We start from the raw sequence: 26,165 nt of genomic DNA on the forward strand, positions 1-26,165 counted from the left end.
CTAGTCTTCTTTGGCGCGCGAGGAAACGGCCTTGGCGATCAAGGCGTTCATGTCCGCCGCACGTTCGGACGTGCGGTCAAAGACGAAATGCAGTGTGGGCACCGTGTGGATGTGCAGGCGTTTGAACAGGCCGTTGCGCAGGAAGCCGGCAGCCTGGTTGAGCGCCGCCTGTGTTTCCACCGGATCGCCCACCAGCAAGCTGAAAAACACCTTGGCGTGCGCATAGTCGGGAGTCACCTCCACACCCTGCAGCGTCACCATGCCCACGCGCGGGTCTTTCAACTCGCGCGCGATCAGTTCCGTCAGATCGCGCTGGATCTGATCGGCCACCTTGAAGGCGCGGTTGGGGGTGGAGGACTTCTTGGCAGCCATGGATTACAGCGTCCGCGCGATTTCCTTGATGTCAAAGAATTCGAGGTGATCACCTTCCTTGATGTCGTTGAAGTTCTTGAGCTTGATACCGCACTCAAAACCTTCCTTGACTTCCTTGACATCGTCCTTGAGGCGCTTGATCGAATCGACCTCGCCCGTGTAGACGACCACGTTCTCGCGCAGCAGGCGGAACTTGGCATTGCGGTGCACCATGCCGGACGTGATGTACGAACCGGCAATCGTGCCGATCTTCGTTGCCACGAACACGGTACGGATCTCGGCCGTTCCGATGATTTCCTCGCGCTGCTCCGGAGCCAGCATGCCCGACATGGCCACCCGCAACTCGTCCACAGCGTCATAAATGATGCTGTAGTAATGCAGATCCACGCCGTTGCTCTCAGCCAGCTTGCGCGCACCGGCATCGGCGCGCACGTTGAAGCCGATCACGATGGCCTTGGAGGCGATCGCCAGGTTGATGTCGGACTCGCTGATGGCACCCACGGCGGCGTACACCAGCTGCACCTTGACCTCGTCGGTCGAGAGCTTGAGCAGCGACTGCGCCAGTGCTTCCTGCGAACCCTGCACGTCGGCCTTGACGATGATGGGCAGCATCTTCACTTCGCCCGCGGTCATGTCGGCAAACATGTTCTCCAGCTTGGCCGCCTGCTGGCGCGCCAGCTTGGTATTGCGGAACTTGCCGGCACGGTAGGTGGCGACTTCGCGCGCACGGCGCTCATCGGTCAGCACCATGAAGTCATCGCCGGCCTGCGGCACTTCGGTCAGGCCCTGGATTTCCACCGGAATCGACGGCCCAGCCGTCTTGGCAACCTTGCCGCTTTCGTCCAGCATGGCGCGCACGCGGCCGTAGGTCTGGCCTGCCAGCACCACATCGCCCACCTTCAGCGTACCGGACTGCACCAGCACGGTCGCCACGGGGCCACGGCCCTTGTCCAGCTTGGCTTCGATCACCAGGCCCTTGGCCAGCGAATCGACGGGCGCCTTGAGTTCCAGCACTTCGGCTTGCAGCAGCACCTGCTCCAGCAGCGTGTCGATGCCCATGCCGGTCTTGGAAGACACGGGCACAAAAGGCGAATCACCACCGTACTCTTCGGGAACCACCTCTTCGACCACCAGTTCCTGCTTGACGCGGTCGGGGTTGGCATCGGGCTTGTCCGACTTGGTGATGGCCACCACGATAGGAACACCAGCCGCCTTGGCGTGCTTGATGGCTTCCTTGGTCTGGGGCATCACACCGTCATCGGCAGCCACCACCAGAATCACGATGTCGGTAGCCTGCGCACCGCGGGCACGCATGGCCGTGAAGGCCTCGTGACCCGGAGTATCGAGGAACGAGATCATGCCGCGTGGGGTTTCCACATGGTAAGCACCAATGTGCTGCGTGATGCCGCCGGCTTCGCTGGACGCAACCTTGGCGCGACGGATGTAGTCGAGCAGCGAGGTCTTGCCGTGATCGACGTGACCCATCACCGTCACCACCGGAGCGCGCGGCAGAACCGCCACGTCTTGCTGGGCCGAATCCTCGTCGGTGAATGCCTCCGGATCGTCCAGTGCAGCCACCACAGCCTTGTGGCCCAGTTCTTCCACCACGATCATGGCGGTGTCCTGGTCCAGCGGCTGGTTCATCGTGACCATCTGCCCCATCTTCATGAGCGCCTTGATGACCTCGGACGCCTTGATGGACATCTTGTGTGCCAGTTCGGCCACAGTGATGGTTTCTGGCACGTGCACTTCAATGGTGCGGGCCTCCACCGGCGCGGAATGCTGGTGGTGGTCATCACGGTGATCGCGGCTGTCGCCACGGCGGCCCCGCGGGCCACCACGCCAGTTGTTGCGACCGACACCGCCGCTGCTGTCGCCGCGGGTCTTGATTTCTTTCTTCTTGGCCGTATCGCCCGCCCAGCTGGAAGACAGCTTGGCAGACTTGACTTCCTTGCCAGCAGCGGCACCCGGGGCAGCAGGCGCACCCGCACGCGCGGCCACACCGGTACCCACGGCAGGCTTGTGCAGCGTGCCCTTTTTGGCGTCGCCCAACGCCGCAGGCTTGGCCACGGGCTTGGGTTCTTCCGGCTTCTTGGCCACCATGACCGCCTTCTTGGGCGTGGCCATCATGGAGCGGATGGCAGCCGCCTCGGCTTCGGCCTTGCGGCGGCGTGCGTCAAGATCCGCCGCACGGGCCGCGTCTTCGTCAGAGCGTGCCTTGGATTCGGCTGCGGCCTTTTCACGGGCTTCGGCCTGGGCGGCAATGCGCGCTGCGGTTTCCGCAGCCTGTTCACGCGTGGCCTCTTCCTTCACGGCCGAGGCCTGGGCCTTCTTGCTGGCCTCCTGGGCGGCATACGCGGCGGCGCGCTCTTCGGCTTCGCGCTCGCGCTGCTCGCGGGCTTCGCGGTCGGCACGCTTTTCGGCCAGCTCGGCTTCCTGGCGGCGAATCAACTCGGCCTGGCGGCTGGCTTCTTCCTCGCGGCGGGCCAGTTCGAGGTCTTCGCTGGAGACTGCGGCCTCTTGCACCGCGGAGTCCGTGGATTCGGCAGCACTCTCGACACCTTCATCGCGCTGGATGAAGGTGCGCTTCTTGCGCACTTCCACCTGGATCGTGCGTGCCTTGCCCGAGGCATCGGCCTGCTTGATTTCGGTGGTGGACTTTTTCACCAGCGTGATCTTCTTGCGATCGGCAGAAGCCGTGCCATGGCTGGCCTGCAGGTAAGCAAGCAGTTTTTGCTTGTCCGACTCGGTCAACGCGTCGGAAGGGGTGGCCTTGCCCACGCCCGCAGCCTTGAGCTGGTCGAGCAGGGTTTCAGGCGATTTTTTGAGTTCGGTTGCAAACTCGGCGACAGTATTACTGGACATATGTGGTTCGTGCCTCCCTGACCTTACTCTTGCCCTGCGAACCAGTGTTCGCGCGCCTTCATGATCAGGGCTTTGGCATCTTCTGCGGACTGTCCGGTCAGGTCGGTCAGTTCATCAATGGCCAGATCGGCCAGGTCGTCACGCGTGTGCACACCATTTTCTGCCAGCTTGGCAATCAGTTCGGGTGTGAGGCCTTCGAGGTCGCGCAGATCCTGCGAAACCTCGCCAACGCTTTCCTCGCGGGCGATTTCCATGGTGAGCAGCGCATCCTTGGCGCGGGCACGCAGCTCGTTCACGGTGTCTTCGTCGAAGCTTTCGATTTCCAGCATTTCCTGCAGTGGCACATAGGCCACTTCTTCCAGGCTGTTGAAACCTTCGGCAATCAGGATGTCGGCGATTTCCTCGTCCACATCGAGCTTTTCCATGAACAGACGACGGGCCGTATCAGACTCGTTGGCCTGCTTCTGGGCCGACTCGGCGGCGTCCATGATGTTGATTTTCCAACCCGTGAGGTCGGAGGCCAGACGCACGTTCTGGCCGCCACGGCCAATGGCGATGGCAAGGTTTTCCTCGTCCACCACCACGTCCATGGCGTGTTTTTCTTCATCCACCACGATGGACGACACATTGGCCGGGGCCAGCGCACCAATCACGAACTGGGCGGGGTCTTCGGACCAGAGCACGATGTCCACGCGCTCGCCAGCGAGCTCGTTGGTCACCGCATTCACTCGGGTGCCACGCACGCCGACGCAGGTGCCGATGGGATCCACCCGCTTGTCATGGCTCAGCACGGCAATCTTGGCGCGCGAGCCAGGGTCACGGGCGCAGCTCTTGATTTCCAGCAGGCCCTGCTCGATCTCGGGCACTTCCTGGCGGAACAGCTCGATCATGAACTCGGGGGCCGAGCGCGACAGGATGATGGGCGCGCCGCGCAGCGTCAGGTCCACCTCCATGATCATGGCGCGAACGCGGTCGCCACTGCGCAGGTTTTCCTTGGGGATCATCTCGCTGCGACGCAGGCGGCCTTCCACACGGCCGGATTCGACAATGATGTCGCCCTTGTCCATGCGCTTGACAGTGCCGGTGAAGATGCGCTCGCCGCGCGACATGAAGTCGTTGAGCAGCATTTCGCGCTCGGCGTCGCGAATCTTCTGCAGGATGACCTGCTTGGCGGCCATGGCGCCGATGCGACCGATGGGCACCGATTCGATGGCCTCTTCGATGTATTCGCCGACCTCGACATCAGACACACGCTCGCGGGCGTCCATCAGCAGCTCTTCGGCCTCGGGGTTTTGCAGACCAGCGTCATCGGGCACCACCAGCCAACGACGGAAAGTCTCGTAGTTGCCGCTGTCGCGATCGACAGACACGCGGATGTCCACCTCGCCCTGATACAGCTTCTTGGTAGCCTGGGCCAAGGCCGATTCCACGGCGCCCAAGACCACATCGCGCTCAACGTTCTTCTCGCGCGAAATGGCCTCAACCAACATCAACAATTCGCGATTCATGCGACGACTCTCCTGTTTCAATCACCCGCAGGCGGCAGCTGCCAACAGCGCCAACCCACTCCAAACCATCCAGCGACTCAGTCCGGTACATGACCAGACTTTGCCCCCCGCCCCTTGAAATCCACAATGGGCGCCAGTCGGGCATCCCTTAACTCATCCAGCGTGAAACCCAGCGCCTGCAATGGGGCTGGCACACGCTTCTTGCTAACTTTCTGGCCAGGTTTCACAGCAGGCTCATCGCTCCAGACGATCTGCCATCCACCCGATTCAGCCCGCTCCAGCGTGCCGCGAAATTTTTTGCGGGTGGCATTGACCTGACCCACCGCCGCAGCGCCGATGGGCGCCTTCAGCGTGAGATCGATGATGGAGCCTTCAAAACGCACGAAATCCTGCTCGTGGCGCAAGGGGCGATCGATACCCGGCGATGACACTTCCAGCCGCTTGTACTCCACGCCATCCACCTCCAGCGCAAACTGCAGCTGGCGTGTCACTTTTTCACAGTCTTCCACGGTGACATATTGCTCGATGGCCGCCTCTGGCGCATCCACCGCAGGTTGAACCCATGGCAAATCGATGGTGACGCGCAGCAAGCCCCCCGGAGAACGCTCGATCTCCACCAGGTCATAGCCCAGGCCCGTCACAATTTGTTCAACGACTTGCTGTAATGCCACGTGTTCAGTTCAATCCCGGAAAAACAAAAAACCCGATAACCCCCGGAGACCCTTCCCCGACAGCTTCGAGCTCCAAAAGCATTCGACCAAAAAAAACGGGCGGTTGGTACCCGCCCGTTTGGTCGTGAGAATCACATTATAACGCGCAAAGCATTGATTTGCAAAGACGAATCGCACCCAAATTGTTGCCTGCACGCTCCCTTTTCACGCTCCGCCATGGCCCACGCGGCCTGCAGCGTCGAATCGCTTGTCCACACCCGTCAGTTTCCCACCAAAATGCCGGCAGCGCCGATGCACTCATCGTGGAGCGCTACGACAGTGATAGCGGTTGCAACAACTCTGCCAGGTCGCTTTCGGTAAATAACGGCTCCTTGCGCCCGGCAGCGTCGCTGTAGAGGCTGCTCGCCAGCTGCGCCTTGCGCTCTTGCAGCGCCAGGATGCGCTCTTCAATGGTGCCCTGCGCCACCAGCTTGATCACCCAAACGCTCTGCGTCTGGCCAATGCGGTGGGCGCGATCCGTTGCCTGGTTTTCCACCGCCGGGTTCCACCAGGGGTCGTAATGGATCACCGTATCGGCCTGCGGCAGGTTGAGCCCCACCCCGCCCGCCTTGAGGCTGATGAGGAACAGCGGCACCTGCCCGCTGGTGAACTGCTCGATGATCGCGTCGCGCCGCTGGCTCTGCCCCGTGAGCTTGACCCAGGGCAGGTTGCGCTTTTTCAGCTCGGCCTCGATCAGCGTAAGCATGCTGGTGAACTGCGAGAACAGCAAAATGCGCCGCCCCTCGGCCAGCATTTCGGGCAACAGAGCCATGAGCTGGTCAAGCTTGGCCGAGGTCTTGACCTTCTTTGCGGCATCGAGCGGCACCAGCTGCGGGTGACAGCAGACCTGGCGCAGCTTGAGCAGTGCATCGAGAATGGTGATCTGCGACTTGGCCAGTCCCTTGGACTGCAGCGCCTCGCGCACGGTTTTTTCCATTCCCAGGCGGATGGTTTCGTACAGGTCCGCCTGCGCACCCGCCATCTCCACGGGCATCACGGTTTCGACCTTGGGCGGCAGCTCACCCGCCACCAACGCCTTGGTGCGCCGCAGCATGAACGGTGTGATGCGCGCGCGCAACTGCGCCATGCGCGTGCTGTCGCCCAGCTTTTCAATAGGGGTGCGAAACGCTTCGTTAAAGCGCCGCTGGCTGCCCAGAAAGCCGGGCATCAAGAAGTGAAACAGGCTCCACACCTCGCCCAGGTGGTTTTCCATGGGTGTGCCCGACAGGCACAACCGGTGGCGCGCCTGCAACTGGCTCACCACCTGAGCGGCGTGCGTGCTGGCGTTCTTGATGTTCTGGGCCTCGTCGAGCACCACCAGGTGCCATTCGTGCGCCAGCCAGCGTTCGCGGTCGCGCTGCAGCAGTGAATACGGGGCAATGACCAGATCATGCTCTTCCACCGATTCGGCCACCTCATGGCGGCCCGCTCCGTGCAGCACCAGGCTGCGCAGGCCCGGGCAAAAGCGCGCGGCCTCCCGCAGCCAGTTACCCATCAGGCTCACGGGCGCAATGATGAGCGCGGGCCGGGTCAGGCGGCCCGCGTCTTTTTCGACCTGAATGTGCGCCAGGGTCTGCAGCGTTTTGCCCAGGCCCATGTCGTCGGCCAGCACACCAGCCAGGCCGTGGGCGCTCAGAAACTGCAGCCAGTTCAGGCCCTGCTGCTGGTACGGCCGCAGCGTGGCCCGCACGCCAGCGGGCAGCGGCACTTCGGGCAACGAATTGGCGCCCTTGAGCTGCTCCACCATGGCGCGCAAGGCGCCAGCGCCCTCCCACGTGGCTCCTTCGCCCAGCGCGGCGCTGGTGCGCAGGGCGTCCATGCGCGAGAGCTTCAGGCTGTCGCCGTTGAAATCATGGGCACGGTCGCCCACCAGGTCCAGCAACGCCGCCATCCAGGGGCGCAGCGTGTCAGTGGGCAGGCGCACAAAACCTGGGCCCACTTGCGAAGGCAGATAGACATGCGATGGCAGTTGCGGCAGGCCCGTGGCTGGGTCCACCGGCTGAGAAGCAGCGGCGGCAATCAGGTCGGGCAGCCAGGGCAGGATGTTGTGGCGCACGCCGTTGATCTCCATGCCCAGCGACAGCGCAAACCAGGGCGAAGTGGCTTCGTCATCGCCCTCGGGCTGCAGTGCCACGGCCAGTGCGTCAGCATGCGTGATCCAACCACCCAGCGCGGCATCCAGCGTGAGTTCAAACCCCGCGTCGCGCAGCACCCCAAAACCGTTGTCGGCCCAGTGCATCCAGTCGTTCTGTGGGCGCTCACCAGGGATGCCGAACAGGCCGTCGTCGGTGGCCAGCAGGCCCAGGTCCATCAGCCGCTCGATGGCATCGAGCTCGGCCCTGGCATCGCGCTGCAGCAGCACCTGGCTGCCATCCGCCGCAGTCACCAGCACGTCCAGCTCCTGCCCGGCCCACCAGCCTACATGGCCCTGGTAGTCGAACCGCAGCTGGGCGGTGATGAGGCCCAGGTCGGGTACATCGCCAACCGGCACGGGCGCCAGATGCAGGCGTGCCACGGGTGGGACGCCCTGCACCCGCGTGAGTGGCCCCAGCACCGGCGGCAAGGGCAGCAAACCGCCCAGCCGGCGGGCAACCTCGGCGTGGTGCTTTTGCAGCGCGGCGGCACTCAGCGCGGGCGCCTTGAGCAACAGGGCCAGCTGCGCAGCACCCAGGCCATCGGCCACCACCTGGCCACACACGCCGTGGGCGGCATCCAGATACAAAGGCGGGCTGTTGCTGCACAGCGTGGCTGACGCAGCAGGCAGGCTGGCGCGCAGCGCCCAGGTGCTTTCACCCCCGGCAGCGGGCGTGGCCTCACGCCATGTCCAGGTGATGGACAGGGGATCACCCCAGCGAAGCGGGGCACCGACAGTGGAGCCCCCCGCGTCGGCAAACAGGTGGCCGGTGCTGGCCGCCTGCTGCAGCGCCATCACACCCACCGTGCCTTCCAACACCGCCACCGGGGCACTGCTGTAGGCCGAGTAATAACCCAGGCCGCGCGGCATGGCACGCAGCAGTTGCAGCACCTGGCGGTCGGCGTCGCTCGCGCTGTCATACACGGCCTGCCCTGGGCACGGCTGCGTGCGGATCGGTTTGGGCTTGGCCCAGCCGCCGGTGACTTTGGGGTAGGACACCACGGCCTCCAGCTGCATCTGCGGCGTGGTGGCGCGCGGCAGCCCCACGGTGGAGACCAGGTAAAGATAACGTTCTGGCCGATCCGGACGGCCGCCCGGAGCTGGCGCGGCCGAACCGCCCATGGCACGGTCCCAGTCCTGCAGCCAGTGCACCAGCCGCGCGTCGGCCTCGGCGCGCGCCATGGCGTGCTTGCGCTCCTGTAGTGCTTGGAGGGCATCGAAGGTTTGGGCAGCGGTCTGATTTTGGGCCGGCTTCTGGTGCGCGGCCTGCAGGGTCAACGCCACGGCGTGCTTGCAACCTACGCCCACAGGGCAACTGCAGTCGCCCGACCATTGCGTCACCTGGCCATTCGGTGCAAGAGCCAATTGCGCCGACACCTGATAGGGCGCTGGCAGGCTGCCCTGCACCTCGCCTTCGATCCGCCAGCGGCCATCACCGTCCGGTTCGATGTCGACGTCGACCACGTCCGCCCTGCAATACAGATCCATCCCACGCGACCAGGCTCCCTTGTCGCACTGGGCCTGCAGCGAATTGAGGTGAAACCATGGTGAACGGGTTACAGGCACAAAATTTGAGTAAAAAAGGGCTCTAGCGCTTTAACAACAAGCGCTAGCAGCTATTAAAAAAGGAGTTTTCATGGCCAACGGCACAACCCTGTGGTGGCTACCGGCCCGCCCAGCTACGCGCCACGCGCGATACGCACGCGCTCAAAGACTTGCTGGGCCTCGCCCCCTGCCCCGGCGGCGCCCGCGGCACCGGCCTGCAGGCTGGTCAGCAGCCGTGCCAGCACGGGCGCCTGCGGTAACAGCGGCCCCAGGAACAAGGCCCGGCGGCCATCGGCAATCAGCAAGGTGGGAAAAGTCTCCACGTCCAGGTCACCCGCAATCTCGGCCTCGTCCTCGATGTCCACCCACTCAAAACGCACGCCGGGGTGCGCGCGCGCCAGTTCGTCAAAAAGGGGCCGATAGTCGCGGCAGGTGCCGCACCAGTTGGCGCACAGGCACACCGCCCACCAGCCACCGGGTGTGGTGGTCGCGGGGCTCGTGGGGGTGGGCTCGGGCAGTGCGGCGGGACTGGACATCAAAAAGGCTCCTGGAGGGCAGCGCTGCGGTGCGGCTGGCGCTGGACCATGGCCCAGTGCTACATGCCGCGCCGCTCGCGCGCACGATAGACCTCGATGGTACCCACACCCGGCGCCTGGTTGCCCCAGCTGTTGCGCACAAAGGTGGTCACGGCCGCCACGTCTTCGTCCGACAGCGTCTGCTGAAACGGCGGCATGCCGTGCGGGCGCGGGTTGCCCGCCGTGGCCGGCAAATAACCACCCTGCAGCACCACGCGCACAAGGTTGGTCGGGTCTTGCAGCATCACGGCGCGATTTCCGGCCAGGGCCGGGAACGCCCCCGGCTTGCCCTCGCCCTGGTCGCCATGGCACTGCGCGCAATGCTGCTCATACACCTTGGCACCGCGCTCCAGCGTGGCGGCAGAGGGTTTGGCTCCTGCCGTGGCGACGGGGGCCTGCTGCGGCAGCGCCCGCAGATACACAGCCATCGCCTGGGCGTCGGCATCACTCAGATATTGCGTGCTGCGAAACACCACCTCGGCCATGGGCCCGGTGACCGAGCCCTTTGGCGCCACGCCAGTCTTCAGCAAGGCCACCACGTCGTCAGTTCGCCACTCCTTCACACCCGCCTCGTGGGCGGCATTGAGCGCGGGGGCATACCAGTTTTGCACCGGAATCAACCCACCGGTGAAGGCCTTGGCATCCGAGGTGGCACCCAGCGCATTGCGCGGCGTGTGGCAAGCCGTACAGTGGCCCAGGCCGTTGACCAGGTAAGCGCCCCGGTTGTACTCAGCCGTTTGCGTGGGTTCTGCCTGGGGAGCGCCTGGCGCAAAAAACACCGCGCGCCACACCGCCAGCGCCGCCTGGGTGTTGTAAGGAAAGCGCAGCGCGTGCGGCCGGTTGGCCTGCGCAACGGCGGGCAGGCTTTGCAGGTAGGCAAAGATGGCATCGGAATCCTCGCGCGCCACCAGCGTGTAGTTGGGGTAGGGAAACGCCGGGTACAGCAGGCGCCCGTCCCTGGAGCGGCCGTTGTGGAGCGCGCGCCAGAACTCGGCGGCCGACCAGTTGCCGATGCCAGTGGCCTTGTCGGGCGTGAGGTTGGAGGTGTGGATCACGCCAAACGGCGTGTCGATGCCACGCCCACCCGCATACGGCGCGCCGCCCTGCACGGTGTGGCAGGCCATGCAGTTGCCAACGCGGGCCAGGTATTCGCCGCGCGCGACCAGTTCGGGCGTGGCAGTCCGGGCCTGCGAGAGGGACTGCGATTCGGCCGGCAAGGCGTCCTCGCCGCGCAGGTTGAGCGCTGCCACCACGGCAGTGCCCAGGGCCAGCAAGGCCACGGTGAAGAAAAGGGTCCAGAGGATGCGTTTCATGCCATGCACCCCGTCAACGCGACGCCGCGTCCACGACCGGCACCCCATCCACCCCGCCGCAGCGCACGGGCATGGCGCCTGCCAGCCGGTCGGCGGGTTTGCCAGCGCCGGGCACCGGCTGGGCCGCCAGCCATGCTGATACCGCGCTCACCTCCTCGGGAGAAAGCTGGCGCGCAATATCCGCCATGCAATCGGGCGCCTGCGCGCGGCGCTGGCCGGTTTTCCAGGCGCCGAGCTGGCTATTGAGGTAGTCGCGCGAAAGGCCCAGCAAGCCGGGAATCGACGGCTGCAGCCCCGTCATTGCCTGGCCATGGCACTGCACGCAGGCGGGCAACTGGCGCGCCGAATCGCCCTGTTGCACCAACTGGCGCCCGCGCTCCAGCACCTGCGGCGAAGCCTGGGGCGCCAGCGGCGGCGCATAGGGCACCTGCAGCGCGGCAAAGTGGGTGGCGAACTCGCGCAGATAGTCGTCCGTGAGGTGCTCGATGAGGTAGGTCATCTGCGGGTAGCTGCGCCGCCCGTCCCGAAAGTTGACCAGCTGGTTGTACAGGTAACCCGCCGGCTTGCCCGCAATGCGCGGAAAGTAACCGTCCGGCGTGGCACGGCCTTCCTTGCCGTGGCAGGCGGTGCAGGCCAGCACGCGCGGCGCCATGGCGCTGGTGGCGGCGGTAGCGGTCTGGGGCGCTGCGCCTGTGGGTGCTGCAGCCAGGGCACATGCGCCCAACGTGGCGCCCGACAGCCACGACAACAGGGTGCGCAGGGATCGGCGCGAACATTTTTTCATGGGCCGATTCTCGCGGGTATGCAAAGAGCGCATGCGAAGGTGCGACTCTCTGCCCGGCGCCAAAACACCGCACCGGTTCAATGCCCGGCGCGGCAGGGTTCGAGGAGGCGCTGCACGCGGCTGGAGAGCTGGTCTGTTTGCGGCCACTTCGAGCTATCAAAAAAAATAGCTGCTAGCGCTTTATGGTAAAGCGCCAGCAGCCTTTTTTGCCTCAAACCACTGCCACTACCAGTCCATGGCTGGCACGCCGGGCGCGGGGCGGCACCACTGCGGGGTCAGAAGGATTGCCAGTCGGCTTCGGCGCCTTGCGCCACCAGTGCGGGCGGGTTTTGGCGCTGGGGTTTGGGCTGGGGCGCCGCCAGCGTCTGCCGGGGCTTGGCAGCTTGTGCCGGTGCAGCGGCACGTTGCAGGGCCGGGCTGGTCGCGGGCGCAGCCACCCGCGCCGCAGGGCTGCGCGACACCAATTGGTCTGCACCACCGGCCAGCTTGAACACGCTGACCGCCTGCGACAGGTGACCCGCCTGGCCTTGCAGCGCGTCGGCCGCAGCCGTGGCTTGCTCGACCAGCGCGGCGTTCTGCTGGGTCACCTGATCCATCTGGGCAATGGCCTGGTTGACCTGTTCGATGCCCGAGGTCTGCTCCTGGCTCGCTGCCGTGATCTCGCCCATGATGTCGGTCACCCGGCGCACGCTGCTGACGATCTCCTGCATCGTCTTGCCGGCCACGTCCACCTGCTGGCTGCCCTGCTCGACCTTGCTGACCGAATCGTCGATCAGCAGCTTGATTTCCTTGGCCGCTTCCGCCGAGCGCTGCGCCAGGCTGCGCACTTCGCTGGCCACCACGGCAAAGCCGCGTCCTTGCTCGCCGGCGCGGGCTGCTTCCACGGCCGCGTTCAGCGCCAGGATGTTGGTCTGGAAGGCAATGGAGTCGATCACGCCGATGATGTCCACGATCTTGCGCGACGAGCTGTTGATCGCATCCATGGTCTGGACCACCTGCGCCACCACGTCGCCCCCCTGGACCGCCACGCCCGATGCCGTGAGCGCCAGCTGGTTGGCCTGGCGGGCGTTGTCGGCGTTCTGCCGCACGGTGCTGGTCAGCTCCTCCATGGACGCTGCCGTTTCCTCCAGCGAGCTGGCCTGCTGCTCGGTGCGAGACGACAGGTTCTGGTTGCCCGCCGCGATCTGGCTGGTGGCGCTGGCCATGCTTTCTGCTCCGCCGCGCACCTCGCCCACCACCTTGGACAGGCTTGCGTTCATGTGCTGCAGCGCCCGCATCAGCTGCCCCGTTTCGTCGCTGGATGCGACTTCAATGCGGGAGCTCAGGTCGCCATCGGCCACGGTCTGGGCCACCTGCACGGCGAGGTGGATGGGCCGGGTGATGGAGCGCGTGATGTTCCAGGCAATGACCGCGCCCGAAAAGATCGCCAGCAGCCCCAGGCCCAGCATCCAGTTGCGGGCCGACTCGTATTGCGCCTGGGCTTCGGCGTTGGCACGGATCGCAACACCGGTCTGGTACTCGATCAGGCCAAACAGCTGCCCCAGCGTGTTGTCGATGGCGGGCGCGACCTTGCCCACCATGTGCTCGGTGGCCTCCTGGGTCATGTTTTTGAGGGCCATGTCGAACAGCTGGTTGGTCAAGGGCTCGGCCCCTGCCAGCGCGGCATCGACGCGGGCCAAAGCCACCTTGCCGCCTTCGCTTTTGACCAGTTTTTCCAGCGTTGCCCGGCCCGCGGCGTACCGGGCACGGGCCTCGGACGCGCGCTTCAACTGGGCCTGCTTGCCCGCTTCATCGGCTACCAGCACCATCATGCCGGCGGCGTTGGAGATGTCGCGCACATGGCCCAGCATGAAACTGGCGGCTTCCAGCTTCTTGTTGTTGTCATTCACCAGCTGATCCAGGCTCGACTGGGTATTGGCCAGGGAGACAAGCCCCATCCCCAATACAACGGCCAGAAACAGCAAAACAACCGTAAAACCCAGCCCCAGGCGGGTGCCGATCTTCAAATTGACCCATGACATGCGGAATATTCCTTGTAGTACGTTCTTGTTGCAGACCCGGACATGGCGTCCAGACCCCTTGTCTCCCTTGACGCCGCAGGCTGGCCACCGCGCCCTCCGACACCGGTGCGACCAGCACCTCGGCGCGCAATAGGCAAGCCCAAAAATCAAGGATCCCGGCGAACTTTAACTGTTTGTTACCTTTTATGTCGAAGCGCAAGCACCTTGGCGACAAGTTTTTTCATCGCACCACGGTAATGGCCCCAAACCGCAAGTGGTGCATGAACTCGCGCAGGATCAGCAGCCCGGCAGCGAAATCGGTGCCCTGCGGCAGCCCCTCGCGCACCACCGGACGCCCTTCGGCCACGGCGGCCAGGCGCTCGAACACGCGTTCCATGGCATCGAGCGGCATGGCCATGCGCTCACCTGGCGCCAGCCCTGCCAGCAAGGCCACCTCGCGCACCAGCGCATCGCTGCACAGCAAGGCCGTGCCCGGCGGCAGCAACGGCACGGCGCGGATCACCTCGTCTTCCACGGTGGCGATGGCGTGCTCCATCTCCAGTGGCGTGGGCGGGCTGCGTTTGAAAAATTGCCGCGCCGTTTTCTGCGCGCCCATGTCCAGCACCAGCCAGGCCATGGCCTCGTCACCCTGCCCCGTGGCAACGGCCGTGTGTTCGGCGCCGATGTGCAGCACCGTGATGGCAGCTTGCGTGGCGGCGCCGGCCCGCAGGCCACGGTAACGCGCGCGGATATCGGTTGCAATAGCCTGCGCCGCCGCGCCGGGCGCGGGTGACGGTGAAGTGGGTAACGGTTCATTCATGAGGTTTCCTTGCGCGGGTTGCGCCCATGTTGCGGCTGACCGGAGTGGAGGGGACGTGGACACGGCACAGGCCATTGCATGGTGGAGGGCACCGCAGTCTGCGCCGGACTGGTACCGTGCTCAGTGCGCCTGCTCGAAATCGATGAAGCCGCGCTCGACATTGGTGCTGACCAGCTTCACGCGGATCTTCGCCCCCACGTCGAGATTGAAATCACCCGACACCAGCAGGCCCTCGGCCGGCGGCGTGAAGATGCGCACCCAGGTGGCGCTTTCGGTGCGGCCGGTGACGATGGCGTCAAACTGCTGGCCGATCAGCCCCTGCATGAACAGCGCCGCCTCGGATTTGCGCACGCTGCGCTCCACCTTTTGCGCCGCGTCTTCCTGGTGGGTGCAATGCTCGGCCAGCGTGGCCAGCTCGGCCAGGCCATAGGGCGGACGCTCGCCCGACAGCAGCGCCTTCACCATGCGCAAGCTCACCAGGTCGGGGTAACGGCGGTTGGGCGCCGTGGAATGCGTGTAGTCGCGCACTGCCAGGCCGAAGTGGCCGATGGGCTCGCCCCGGGCATGCTCCACCACATATTCGCCCGACCCCATCAGCTTGATGATGACCAGCGACAGGTCGGGAAAGCGCAGCGGATCGGCCTTGCGCTGGCGCGCCAGAAAGCCCTCGAGCGCACGCGAATCAGGCTCCTTGGGCAGCGCCTCGCCGTATTTGCTGGCCACTTCCACGATGCGCAGCCAGCGCTCGGGCGAACGCACCACCCGCCGCAGGGCGCTGCCGCCGTGCTGCGCCAGAAACTGCGCCGTGCAGGTGTTGGTGGCGATCATGAATTCTTCGATGAGCTGGCGCGCCCGGTTTTGCGCTTGCTGGCGGATGTCCACCACGCGGTCGCCATCGAACACGGCACGCGGCTGGAAGGTTTCCAGATCCAGCGAGCCCGCGGCGCGCCGGCGCGCGCGCATGCGCTGGGCCACCGCGTCCTGGGTGCGCAGCTGCTCGTCCATGCCGGGCACGGCGCGCGCGGCTTCGGGCAGGTCGCCTTCGCCCTCGATCCACGCGGCCACGGCGTCGTAGGCCAGCTTGGCGTGGTTGCGCACCCGCGCCCGGTGCACGGTGGAATGGGTGACGGCGCCTTCGGCATCCACCACCATCTCGGTCACGATGGCGAGGCGCTCCTGGCCGGGGTTCAGCGAGGTGAGGTCGGTGGAAAGCCGCTCGGGCAGCATGGCAAACACCCGCGCCGAGGTATAGACCGACGTGGTGTTGGTGTGCGCGTGCTGGTCGATGGCAGAGTTCTTTTTGACCAAGGCGTCCACATCGGCCACGGCGACAAAAATCTTCACGGCGCCGTTGCTCAGGGGGCCGCAGGCCGTGAGCTGGTCGAGGTCGAGCGAGTCGTCGTTGTCGATCGAGCACCAGGGCAATGCCGTGAGGTCGCGGATGCGCGGGTCGTCGTCCTGCCCGGCGGCCCCAATGGTCTGCAGCTGCTGCAGGGCGCGCGGCGGAAACTCGGGCTCCAGGCCCCGCTCTTTCATGGCGTCGATGGCAATGCGCACCAGATCGCTGCGGTGAAATGTGTGTTGTTTGTCCATGGATGCAATATAAGTTGCCAGAGAAATTAGCGCTGCCCCGTCGCAGCAGGTTGCAGCACCCCAAAAACCACGATGGCCGCCACCGACAGCGCGGCAGCCAGCCCGAAGGCCAGGCCCGGCGCCACCGCCCACAGCGCGCCCGCCATCAGCGATGCGGGCAGGTACAAGCCACCCGTCACAAAGTTGTAGACGCCCACGGCCGTGGCGCGGCGCTCGGGCTCCAGGTCGGCGATGAAGGCCTTGCTTTGCGACTCTTCGATGGCATAGAACACGCCATACAGGCAAAAGATGCCCACCATTTCCCAGCGGCTGGCCGCCACCACCAGCCACACGTTGAGGGCCGCATAGAACGCATAGCCCAGCACCACGATGCGGCTGCGGCCCACCCTGTCGCCCAGCCTTCCAGCCAGCGGTGCGGCCACCACGCAGACCATGTTGAACAGCGCATACAGCAGCACGATGTCGGTCATGCCAAAGCCCACGCCATGGGCCTTGAGCAAAACAAAGCCGAGGCTGAAATACGCCAGTGCAAACACCCCTGCCGGCAGCAGAAAACGCTTGAACGCCGGGCTGAGCTGCTGCCAGTTCTGCCGCACGCTCTCGCGCGCATGGGGCTGGCCGCGCTGGTCGGGGATGCGCGTAAGCACCACCACGGCCACCACTGCCGGCACAAAGGCCACCAGGAACAGCAGGCTGTAGGTGCTGGCCGATTCGCCCAGCAATTTGAGCAGCGCATAGGCCACCAGCGGGCCCAGCACAGCGCCCGCTTTATCGAGCGCCTTGTGCACGCCAAACGCATAACCACGCGATTCCTTGGCCGCAATCGACGACAGCCAGGCATCGCGCGGCGGGCCGCGAAAGCCCTTGCCCAGCCGTTCGATGACCCGAAAGACCGACAACCCCACGATGGACGACGACACCAGCAAGATCAGCTTGGCCAGTGTCGAAAATGCGTAGCCCGCCGTGGCAAACCACTTGCGCCGGCCGCTGCGGTCTGACAGCCAGCCGGCCAGGTAATTGAGCGACGAGGCCGAAAAATCCGCCAGCCCCTCGATCAGCCCCAGCAACGCTGTCGATGCACCGGCCACCGTGGTGAAGAAGACGGCAAACACCGAGAAGATCATCTCGGAGCTCAGGTCGGTCAAAAAACTCACCAGACCCAGCTTGAGCACATCGGGGTGCAACCTGGCACGGCGGGAGTCGGCACGGGCCGGGCCAGCGGGCGATTCGGGGGTGGGCAAGCTCATGGATTTCGTCCGGGTTCCTCAAGCACCCCATTGTGATGCCCCTTAGCAGGCTTGACATACATTGAAGATCATCCGTCGATTTACTATCATTTACATAGCTGCATGCGCTTTACAGAAAAGCGCTTCAGGCCATTTTGACTCCATAAATCACATACCGTGCCCGGCACCGTCAAGGCCTGTGGCACCATCGCCCCACCATCGCCCCACCATCGCCCCACCATCGCCCCACCATCGCCGCGAACAATAACGGGCAAACGCCCGGCATGTCCGTTCAGCCCCAACTACTGCACAAGGCCACGCACCATGACCGCAACGCCCTTCACCGACGCCGCAGCCACCTGGAACCAGCGCTACACCGGCCAAAACCACCTCTTTGGCCAGGAGCCCAACGACTACCTGCGCGCGCAGGCCCACCACATCGCACCCGGCGGCCGTGTGCTGTGCGTGGCCGATGGCGACGGGCGCAACAGCGTCTGGCTGGCACGCCAGGGCCTGCAGGTGGATGCCTTTGACATCTCGGATGTGGGCGTGGCCCAAGCCAGGCAGCAGGCCGCAGACGCCGCTGTCGTCGTGAACTACTGCGTGGCCGATTGCGACCAGTGGCCCTGGCCCACTGCCACTTATGACGCCGTGGTGGCCATCTTTGTGCAGTTTGCCGACCCCGCCATGCGCGAGCGCCTGTTCGCCAATATGGTGGCTGCGCTCAAGCCCGGCGGCTTGCTGGTGCTGCAGGGCTACACCCCCAGGCAGTTGGAATACAAGACCGGCGGGCCACCCATCCTGTCGCACCTCTACACGCCAGAGCTGATCCGGTCGGCCTTCGCGGGCCTGCAGATCATCGAGCTGCGCGACTATGAAGCGGTGCTGAACGAGGGAACCCAGCACAGCGGCCAGTCGGCCTTGCTGGGGCTGGTAGCGCGCAAGCCATGATGTGCCACCACCCAGCGCGATAGCCATGGCCGCCCCTGAGACGCAGACACCCACGGTGATACCCGCCCCGCAAGGCCTGAGCGCCGCCGAGGCGGCCCGCCGCCTGGACTCGGAGGGCCCCAATCTGCTGCCGGGCAGCGCACCCAAGTCCATGCTCGCCATCGTGCGCGACGTGCTCACCGAGCCCATGTTTCTCATGCTGCTGGCCGCTGGCGGCATCTACCTGGCGCTGGGCGACCGGGGCGAGGCGCTGTTTTTATTGGGCTTTGTGTTTGTGGTCATCGGCATCACGCTGGCGCAGGAGCGCAAGACGCAGCGCGCGCTCGAATCGCTGCGCGACCTGTCGGCCCCGCGCGCGCTGGTCATCCGCGACGGCCAGGAGCAGCGCATCGCCGGGCGCGACGTGGTGCGCGGCGACCTGCTGGTGCTGCACGAGGGCGACCGCATTGCCGCTGACGCGCTGCTGATCGACGGCCAGCTCGAAGTGGATGAATCCCTGCTCACCGGCGAAGCCGTGCCCGTGGCCAAGCTGCCCGCAGCACCGAACGAGCAGGTGTCAGCCAGCGTGGGTCCGCTCCAAGCCAGGCCAGCCCCCTCGGGGGGCAGCGCAGCACACGAAGTGGCAAGCGTGGGGGCCACGGCCGCCAGCGCCGGGCCCCCCAAGCCAGGCCAGCCCCCCGGGGGGCAGCGCAGCACACGAAGTGGCAAGCGTGGGGGCTGCCCATATTTTCGCCAGCACCGTCGTCACGCGCGGCGTGGGGGTGGCCGATGTGTGCGCCACCGCCGCCCACACTGCCGTGGGGCGCATCGGCGCCGACCTGGCGGCAACGGTCGAGCCGCCTTCTGCGCTGCAACAGGGCTCGCGCCGGCTGGTGCGCACGCTGGGCACGGCTGCCGTCGTTCTGGCGCTGGCGCAGGTGCTGCTGGGCTGGTGGTGGAACGGCCGCCCCTTGCTCGACAGCCTGCTTTCGGGCATTGCGCTGGCCATGGGCATCCTGCCCGAGGAGATTCCGGTCATCCTGACCGTGTTTCTGGCGCTGGGTGCGTGGCGCATCTCGCACCAGAAGGTGCTGACGCGGCGCGTCACTGCCGTCGAGGCGCTGGGCGCCATCACCGTGCTGGCGGTGGACAAGACGGGCACGCTCACGATGAACCGCATGGCCGTGGCCGAGCTGGCCAGCGCCGACCAGCACTTTCGCCCCGAAGGCGCCAGCGACCTGCATGAGCACTTTCACCTGCTGAGCGAATTTGCCATGCTCGCCACGCCTGGCGACCCGTTCGACCCCATGGAAAAGGCCATCCAGCAATTTGGCCACCAGTGGCTACAGGGCACCGAGCATGTGCACGACGGGCGCGAGCCCGAGTTTGAATACGCCCTTTCGGGCGAGATTCTGGCCATGACGCGCGTGTTCGCCAGCGACGAGCCCGACGTGCACCTGCTGGCCACCAAGGGCGCGCCCGAGGCCGTGGCCGACCTGTGCCACCTCGATGATGTGCGGCGCCTCGCCATCCGCCGCCAGGTGGAGGCCATGGCCGAGCGCGGCCTGCGCGTGCTGGGCGTGGCGCGCGGCCGCTGGAAGGGCGCAGCCCCCGTCCCCGACCAGAGCCCGCCCTGGCCGCAGAGCCAGCACGATTTCGACTTTGATTTCCTGGGCCTGGTGGCGCTGGCCGACCCGCCGCGCCCCGAGGTGCCTGCCGCGCTGGCCGAATGCCGGCGCGCGGGCGTGCGCGTGATCATGATGACCGGCGACCACCCTGCAACGGCCCGCGCCATCGCGCAGCAGGTGGGCCTGTCGGATCGCCCCGACGTCATCACCGGCGCGCAGCTGGAAGCACTGGACGATGCCGCCCTGCGCGAGCGGCTGCGCCATGTAGACCTGTGTGCGCGCCTCAAGCCCGAGCACAAGTTGCGCCTGGTGCAGCTGCTGCGCGCCAGCGGCGAGGTGGTTGCCATGACGGGCGACGGCGTGAACGACGCCCCCGCCCTCAAGGCCGCCGACGTGGGCATTGCCATGGGCGAGCGCGGCACCGACGTGGCACGCGAGGCCGCCGCGCTGGTGCTGCTGGACGACAGCTTCGCCCGCATCGTCGCTGCCATCCGCCAGGGCCGGCGCATCGACAGCAACATCCGCAAGGCCATCCGCTTCACCTTTGCCGTGCACGCCCCCATCATTGCGCTGGTGCTGGTGCCCACGCTGCTCAAATGGCCCACGCTGCTGATGCCGGTGCACATCGTGCTGCTGCAGTTGCTGATCGACCCCACCTGCGCCATCGTGCTGGAGGCTGAGCCCGAAGACAGCGGCAGCATGGCGCGGCCGCCACGCCCGGTGTCCGATTCGCCCTTTTCCATCGCCCCCTGATGCACTCGGTACTGCAAGGTCTGGGCATTGCCGCCGTGTTGCTCGCCGGTCAGTACTGGCTGGCCGGCCAGTGCTGGGCCAGCGCACAAAGCCGCACCGTGGTGTTTGGCACGCTGGTGCTGTGCGTCATGCTGCTGATTCTGGCCAACCGCGACCTGTCGCGGCCAGCGCTGCGGGGCATCACCACCCCCAACCCCTGGCTGTGGCGCATTGCCGCCGCCATGGTGGTGTTGCTGGCGGCGGTGCTGGGCATTCCGTGGCTGCGCATGCTGATGGGGCTGGCGCTGCCCGGCCCCCAAGGCGTGGTGGTGGCCGCTGGACTGCTGGCGCTGTGCCTGGTGTGGCTGGAGCTGGTGCGGCGGGCGGGCCGGCGCCGCCTGATCGCCTGATCGCCTGCAGCGGTTACGCAGCGCCACCGCCGCGCATGGGCGGCGCGGCATGGTCCAGGTCGGGCTTGCGCCACGGGTCCACATGGGTCATGAGGTTGAGCACGCGGTGGCGCTGCAGCACGCGCTGGCGTGCCTGCACGGCGATGTCATGGCCCGCCTCCACCGAAAGGGCGGCATTCACCTCCAGGTGCGCATCGACCACGATCATGTCGCCCATCTTGCGCGTGCGCACATCGTGCACGCCGCTCACGCCCGGCGTTTCCAGCAGCGTCTGGCGAATGGCCTGCACCTCCTGCTCGTCCACCGAGCGGTCCATCAGGTCGTGCAAGGCGTCCCAGCCAAACTCCCAGCCCATTTTGGCCACCATGAAGCCCACAATCAGCGCGGCGATCGGGTCGAGGATGGGGTAGCCGGCCAGGTTGCCCGCAATGCCAATGCCCACCACCAGCGACGAGGCTGCATCCGAGCGCGCATGCCAGGCATTGGCCACCAGCATGCTCGACTTGACGCGTTTGGCCACGGCCAGCATGTAGCGAAACAGCAGCTCTTTGCCCACCAGCGCGGCACCCGCCACCCACAGGGCGATCACATGCACCTGCGCAATGGCCTCGGGGTTCTCCAGCTTGACCACCGCCGACCACACCATGCCCACACCCACGCCCAGCAGCAGCAGGCCCAGCACCAGCGAGGCCGCCGTCTCGAAGCGGTGGTGACCGTAAGGGTGGCCCTCGTCCGCGTCTTTTTGGGCATGGTGGTTGGCAAACAGCACCACGAAATCGGCCACCAGATCGGACAGCGAGTGGATGCCATCGGCAATCAGGCCCTGCGACTTCGCCAGCACCCCCACCACGATCTGGATGGTGGACAACACCAGGTTGACGCCCACACTGACCCAGGTGCTGCGCGATGCGGCGGCCGCGCGCTGCGCGGGGGTGTGCTCGGAGTCTTCGGAGTCGTCAGAAAAGTCGTTGAATTTCATGGTGGGAGCCTGTCCGACAGGCCAAGGACAAAAGGAAACCGCAAGGGCTGGTGGCTGGGAATCAATGCGGGGTTGCCCGCGTCCGGGCGTATTTTGCCCGGTGCCTGCGAGTGCAAGCGTGCTATGCCATGGTGGCCTCAATGCCGGTGCGTGTGGTGGGCGTCGGGCACATGGGCGTGGGTGTGCGACTGGGGTGCGTGCTGGTGCCCATGGCTGTGGCTGCCCTGCGGCATCGGGGAGTGGGTGTGGTTGTGGTGCCCGTCGTCGTGGCGGTGTGCGTGCTCGTGCTCCAGGGCGTCGTGGTCATGCGGGTGCTCGTGCGTTTCGGCCAGGTGCAGCACCACCCCGGCAACCATCAGCAGGCCGCCCACCACGACCAGCCCACCGGCAGTGCGGTCGCCCATGGCAAACGCCAGCACCGCGCCAATGAAAGGCGCAAACGCAAACACCGAACCCGTGCGCGCGGCACCAAACGCGCGTTGCGCCAGCAGGTAGCAACGCAGGCTGAGCCCATAGCCCGTGGCGCCCACGGCCACCAGGCCCCAGGCCGCCGCTGCACTGGGCAAGGGCTCGCCAAAGCCCCAGGCCAGCAGCGCCGTGGCGCTGGCGCCCAGCGCCGCCTTGACCAGCACTACCTGCGCCGGGTCGCGCTCGGCCAGGGCGCGCGACAGCGTGTTGTCTGCCCCCCAGGCCATGGTGGCCAGCAACACGGCCAGTAGCCCGGCCAGTTCCACGCCACCGAGGCGCCCCTGGTCCACCACCAGCGCCACGCCACCGGCCAGCAGCAACAGCATTGCGGCCCACACCCGCCGGTCCATCGTCTCGTGGTACAGCCGCCATGCCAGCAGCGCGGTGAACAGCGCCTCCAGCGTCAGCATCAGCGAAGCGCTGCTGCCACTGGTGTGCTGCAGACCCCAGGCCAGCGCCACCGGCCCCAGCACCGCACCCAAACCCGCCATGGCCAGCAGGCGGGACGTGTCGGCCCGTCGCAAGCGTGCCTCTTGCTGCACCGGCTTGCGCAACACCGCCCCCATGCCGGCAGCACCGGCATACAGCAACGCCGCCGTGCTGAAAGCGCCCAGGCCGGCGCCCAAGTGCTGCACCAGCGGGGTGCTGACGCCAAACAGCACCGCCGCCAGCAGCGCCAGGGCGCCACCGCGCAAGGCAGGTCCATGGATAGGGGGCACCAATTACTCCTGATTTGATAGCTGTTAGCGCTTATTGCAAAAGCGCTAGAGCCACTTTTTGCTCAAACCGTGGCGCCGGATTCCGGCACCATGGCCGCAGCCACCAGCCGCTGGGTGTAGGGGTGCTGGGGGGCATCCAGCACCTGGTGCACCGTGCCGCTCTCCAGCACGGCGCCATCCTTCATCACCAGCACGTCGTGCGCCATGGCGCGGATCACATCCACGTCGTGCGTGATGAGCAGGTAGCTCAGGCCCTTGCTCTTTTGCAGGCGCTGCAAAAGTGATAACACCTGCTGCTGGATGGTGACGTCGAGCGCGCTGGTGGGCTCGTCGAGCACCAGCACCTGCGGCTGCACGATGAGCGCGCGCGCAATGGCCAGGCGCTGGCGCTGGCCGCCCGAAAATTCGTGCGGGTAGCGCGCCAGCAGGCCGGGGTATTGCGCTTCGGTCAGGCCCACCTCATCCAGCGCGGCCTCTACCCGTGCACGCCGCCCGGCAACGCTCAGCGCCGCCTCATGCACCTTGAGGCCCTCGCCCACGATCTCTTCGACCGTAAGGCGCGGCGAGAGCGAGGAGAACGGGTCCTGGAACACCACCTGCACCTTGCGGCGCAGCTGCTGGTTGGCGGGCGTGTTGCGGGTGGCGGGTTGCTGCCAGCCCTGCCCAGCCACGGCCAGTTGGCCGCCATAGGGCAGCAGCCCCAGGATGGCCAGCGCCAGCGTGGACTTGCCCGAGCCCGATTCACCCACCACGCCCAGCGTGCGGCCCGGCAGCAGTTGCAGCGTGGCGCCCTGCACGGCCACGAACTCGCCTTTTTTGAACCAGCCGCGCACGCCGGGCAAAGGCGTTGGGTAGATCACGCGCACATCCTGCGTCTTCACCACCGGTGCGGTGCCTGCGGGCGCATCGGCCTCGACCACATCGCGCCGGGGCTGGCTGGCAATCAGGCGGCGGGTGTAGTCGTGTTGCGGGGCGCCAAACACATCGGCAACGCGGCCCTGCTCCACCAGCACGCCCTGCTCCATCACGGCCACGCGGTCGGCAAAGCGGCGCACGAGGTTCAGGTCGTGGGTGATGAGCAGCACGGCCATGCCGCTTTTGCGCTGCAGGTCGGACAGCAGGTCAAGAATCTGCCCGCGCAGCGTGACGTCGAGCGCCGTCGTGGGCTCGTCGGCCAGCAGCAGCGCGGGCTCGCTGGCCAGGGCCATGGCAATCATGGCGCGCTGGCGCTGGCCGCCACTGAGCTGGTGTGGAAAGCTGTTGGCGCGGCGCCCGGGCTCGGGGATGCCGGTTTTTGCTAGCAGTTCAATAGCTGCTTGCGCACATTGGGCGGGGCTCAATGCCTTTTTGAGCGCTAAAACCTCGGCAATCTGCTGGCCAATGGTCATCAACGGGTTGAGCGCCGTCATGGGCTCCTGGAACACCATGGCGATGTCGCCGCCGCGAATGCCACGCATCTCACGCTCTGACAATGAGAGCAGATTGCGCCCGCGCAGCATGGCCTGGCCGCTGATTTTGGCATCACCGGCCAGGCGCAGCAGAGCGAGTGCAGTGATGGTTTTGCCCGAGCCTGATTCACCCACCAGGGCCAGCTTTTCGCCCGGTGCGATGCTGAAATTAACGCCACGTACCACCTCCTTGGCGCCAAAGCGCACGGACAGGTCGCACACCTGCAGCAGCGGCATACTGGCGGCCGAGCCGCCGCCGGGCACGCTTCCGACGGCAGTGAGAGCCCCCTCGGGGGGCAGCGAGGACACGCCAGTGCCGAGCGTGGGGGCCATCATCGGTCGGCCTTTCGGGGGTCGAGCGCATCGCGCAGCGCATCGCCCATAAAGGTCAGCAGCAGCAGCGTAACCACCAGCACGCCGAAGGTGGACAGCGAAATCCACCACGCGTCGATGCTGTTCTTGCCCTGCGAGAGCAATTCGCCCAGGCTGGGCGTGCCCGGCGGCACGCCCAGGCCCAGAAAGTCGAGCGAGGTCAGCGCCAGGATGGCCGCACTCATGCGAAACGGCAAAAAGGTAACCACCGGCGTCAGGCTGTTGGGCAGGATGTGGCGCCAGATGATCTGTGCGTTGCCCACGCCCAGCGCGCGTGCGGCCTTCACATAGTCGAGCTGGCGGTTGCGCAGGAATTCGGCGCGCACGTAGTCGCTCAACCCCATCCAGCCGAACAGGCTGAGCAGAATCAGCAGCAGCGAGATGCTGGGCGCAAACACCGCGCTGAAGATGATGAGCAAATACAGCTCGGGCATGGAGCCCCAGATTTCGATGAAGCGCTGAAACGCCAGATCGGTCTTGCCGCCAAAAAAGCCCTGGATGGCCCCCGTGACCACACCGAGCACCACGCCCGTGACGGTGAGCGCCAGCGCGAACAGCACGCTTACGCGAAAGCCGTAGATGAGCTGCGCCAGCAGGTCGCGCCCCCGGTCGTCCGTGCCCAGCCAGTTGTCGCCCGTGGGCGCCGAGGGGTTGGGCGACTTCGCGAAGTAGTTGAGCGTGTTGGGGCCGTAGGGGTTCACGGTGTAAAGCGCCCAGTTGTCGCCCTGCGTGATGCGCTCGCGAATGAAGGGGTCGAGGTAGTCGGTGGACGTCTCGAAGTCGCCGCCGAAAGTCTTCTCAGGGTAGTCCTTGAGCATGGGGAAGTAGGTCTGCCCCTCGTAGCGCACGATGAGCGGCCGGTCGTTGCTGACCAGCTCGGCGCACAGGCTCACGGCCACCAGCAGGCAAAAAATCACCAGGCTCCAGTAGCCCAGGCGGTTGCGCTTGAAACGCAGCCAGGCGCGGCGGGAGGGCGACAACGACGGCGGCGCCGACGCCACCACAGCGCCATCGCCAGAGCCACCGCGGATCGG

General features: G+C 66.1%; 17 protein-coding genes and 1 pseudogene. 2 read left to right on the forward strand and 16 right to left on the reverse strand.

Features of this window, described 5'->3' with window-relative positions:
* The 12 genes from rbfA to CBP34_RS11205 form a co-directional block, all read right to left on the reverse strand.
* Positions 1 to 372 carry a 30S ribosome-binding factor RbfA gene (gene rbfA, locus CBP34_RS11150; protein WP_005795091.1) on the reverse strand — a complete coding sequence of 124 codons (372 nt, stop codon included), beginning with the start codon at positions 370 to 372 and terminating at the stop codon, positions 1 to 3.
* A gap of 3 nt (positions 373 to 375) precedes the next feature.
* On the reverse strand, positions 376 to 3,237 hold the full coding sequence (gene infB, locus CBP34_RS11155; RefSeq protein WP_086912636.1) for a translation initiation factor IF-2: 2,862 nt from the start codon (positions 3,235 to 3,237) through the stop codon (positions 376 to 378).
* Positions 3,238 to 3,260: 23 nt separating this feature from the next.
* On the reverse strand, positions 3,261 to 4,745 hold the full coding sequence (gene nusA, locus CBP34_RS11160; RefSeq protein WP_086912637.1) for a transcription termination factor NusA: 1,485 nt from the start codon (positions 4,743 to 4,745) through the stop codon (positions 3,261 to 3,263).
* A 77-nt stretch (positions 4,746 to 4,822) separates the two neighbouring features.
* Positions 4,823 to 5,416, reverse strand: coding sequence for a ribosome maturation factor RimP (gene rimP / locus CBP34_RS11165; protein ID WP_094098066.1), 594 nt, complete (start codon positions 5,414 to 5,416; stop codon positions 4,823 to 4,825).
* 310 nt (positions 5,417 to 5,726) lie between these two features.
* A complete protein-coding gene (locus tag CBP34_RS11170) occupies positions 5,727 to 9,077 on the reverse strand; it encodes a DEAD/DEAH box helicase (protein WP_094098067.1) in 3,351 nt (1,116 codons plus the stop codon).
* A 191-nt stretch (positions 9,078 to 9,268) separates the two neighbouring features.
* Positions 9,269 to 9,670 carry a thioredoxin family protein gene (locus tag CBP34_RS11175; protein ID WP_094098068.1) on the reverse strand — a complete coding sequence of 134 codons (402 nt, stop codon included), beginning with the start codon at positions 9,668 to 9,670 and terminating at the stop codon, positions 9,269 to 9,271.
* A 59-nt stretch (positions 9,671 to 9,729) separates the two neighbouring features.
* A complete protein-coding gene (locus tag CBP34_RS11180) occupies positions 9,730 to 11,022 on the reverse strand; it encodes a c-type cytochrome (RefSeq protein WP_094098069.1) in 1,293 nt (430 codons plus the stop codon).
* A 13-nt stretch (positions 11,023 to 11,035) separates the two neighbouring features.
* On the reverse strand, positions 11,036 to 11,806 hold the full coding sequence (locus CBP34_RS11185; RefSeq protein ID WP_208616326.1) for a c-type cytochrome: 771 nt from the start codon (positions 11,804 to 11,806) through the stop codon (positions 11,036 to 11,038).
* Between the two features lie 275 nt (positions 11,807 to 12,081).
* Positions 12,082 to 13,827, reverse strand: coding sequence for a methyl-accepting chemotaxis protein (locus tag CBP34_RS11190; RefSeq protein WP_094098070.1), 1,746 nt, complete (start codon positions 13,825 to 13,827; stop codon positions 12,082 to 12,084).
* Between the two features lie 220 nt (positions 13,828 to 14,047).
* The gene (locus CBP34_RS11195) at positions 14,048 to 14,626 is read right to left on the reverse strand and encodes an acetate and sugar kinases/Hsc70/actin family protein (RefSeq protein ID WP_208616327.1); all 579 of its coding nucleotides are present in this window, start codon (positions 14,624 to 14,626) and stop codon (positions 14,048 to 14,050) included.
* A 120-nt stretch (positions 14,627 to 14,746) separates the two neighbouring features.
* Positions 14,747 to 16,219 carry an RNB domain-containing ribonuclease gene (locus CBP34_RS11200; RefSeq protein WP_086912644.1) on the reverse strand — a complete coding sequence of 491 codons (1,473 nt, stop codon included), beginning with the start codon at positions 16,217 to 16,219 and terminating at the stop codon, positions 14,747 to 14,749.
* A 26-nt stretch (positions 16,220 to 16,245) separates the two neighbouring features.
* On the reverse strand, positions 16,246 to 17,466 hold the full coding sequence (locus CBP34_RS11205; protein WP_094098071.1) for an MFS transporter: 1,221 nt from the start codon (positions 17,464 to 17,466) through the stop codon (positions 16,246 to 16,248).
* 303 nt (positions 17,467 to 17,769) lie between these two features.
* On the opposite strand from CBP34_RS11205, the gene CBP34_RS11210 reads away from it, so the two are divergent.
* Positions 17,770 to 18,396 (forward strand): class I SAM-dependent methyltransferase, encoded by a 627-nt coding sequence (locus tag CBP34_RS11210; RefSeq protein WP_094098072.1) that lies wholly within the window; start codon positions 17,770 to 17,772, stop codon positions 18,394 to 18,396.
* 25 nt (positions 18,397 to 18,421) lie between these two features.
* Positions 18,422 to 21,145 (forward strand): annotated as a pseudogene (locus tag CBP34_RS11220) (cation-translocating P-type ATPase).
* 13 nt (positions 21,146 to 21,158) lie between these two features.
* Here CBP34_RS11220 and CBP34_RS11225 read toward each other — a convergent pair.
* The 4 genes from CBP34_RS11225 to CBP34_RS11240 form a co-directional block, all read right to left on the reverse strand.
* A complete protein-coding gene (locus CBP34_RS11225; protein ID WP_094098073.1) occupies positions 21,159 to 22,124 on the reverse strand; it encodes a cation diffusion facilitator family transporter in 966 nt (321 codons plus the stop codon).
* Between the two features lie 137 nt (positions 22,125 to 22,261).
* Positions 22,262 to 23,311 carry a DMT family transporter gene (locus CBP34_RS11230; protein ID WP_094099149.1) on the reverse strand — a complete coding sequence of 350 codons (1,050 nt, stop codon included), beginning with the start codon at positions 23,309 to 23,311 and terminating at the stop codon, positions 22,262 to 22,264.
* A gap of 62 nt (positions 23,312 to 23,373) precedes the next feature.
* Positions 23,374 to 24,996: an ABC transporter ATP-binding protein gene (locus CBP34_RS11235; protein ID WP_094099150.1), complete on the reverse strand. Its 1,623-nt coding sequence runs from the start codon at positions 24,994 to 24,996 to the stop codon at positions 23,374 to 23,376.
* Between the two features lie 95 nt (positions 24,997 to 25,091).
* Positions 25,092 to 26,162: an ABC transporter permease gene (locus tag CBP34_RS11240; protein WP_418134723.1), complete on the reverse strand. Its 1,071-nt coding sequence runs from the start codon at positions 26,160 to 26,162 to the stop codon at positions 25,092 to 25,094.
* Between the last annotated feature and the right edge of the window lie 3 nt (positions 26,163 to 26,165).

The organism is Acidovorax carolinensis, assembly GCF_002157145.1.
Lineage (GTDB): Bacteria > Pseudomonadota > Gammaproteobacteria > Burkholderiales > Burkholderiaceae_C > Acidovorax > Acidovorax carolinensis.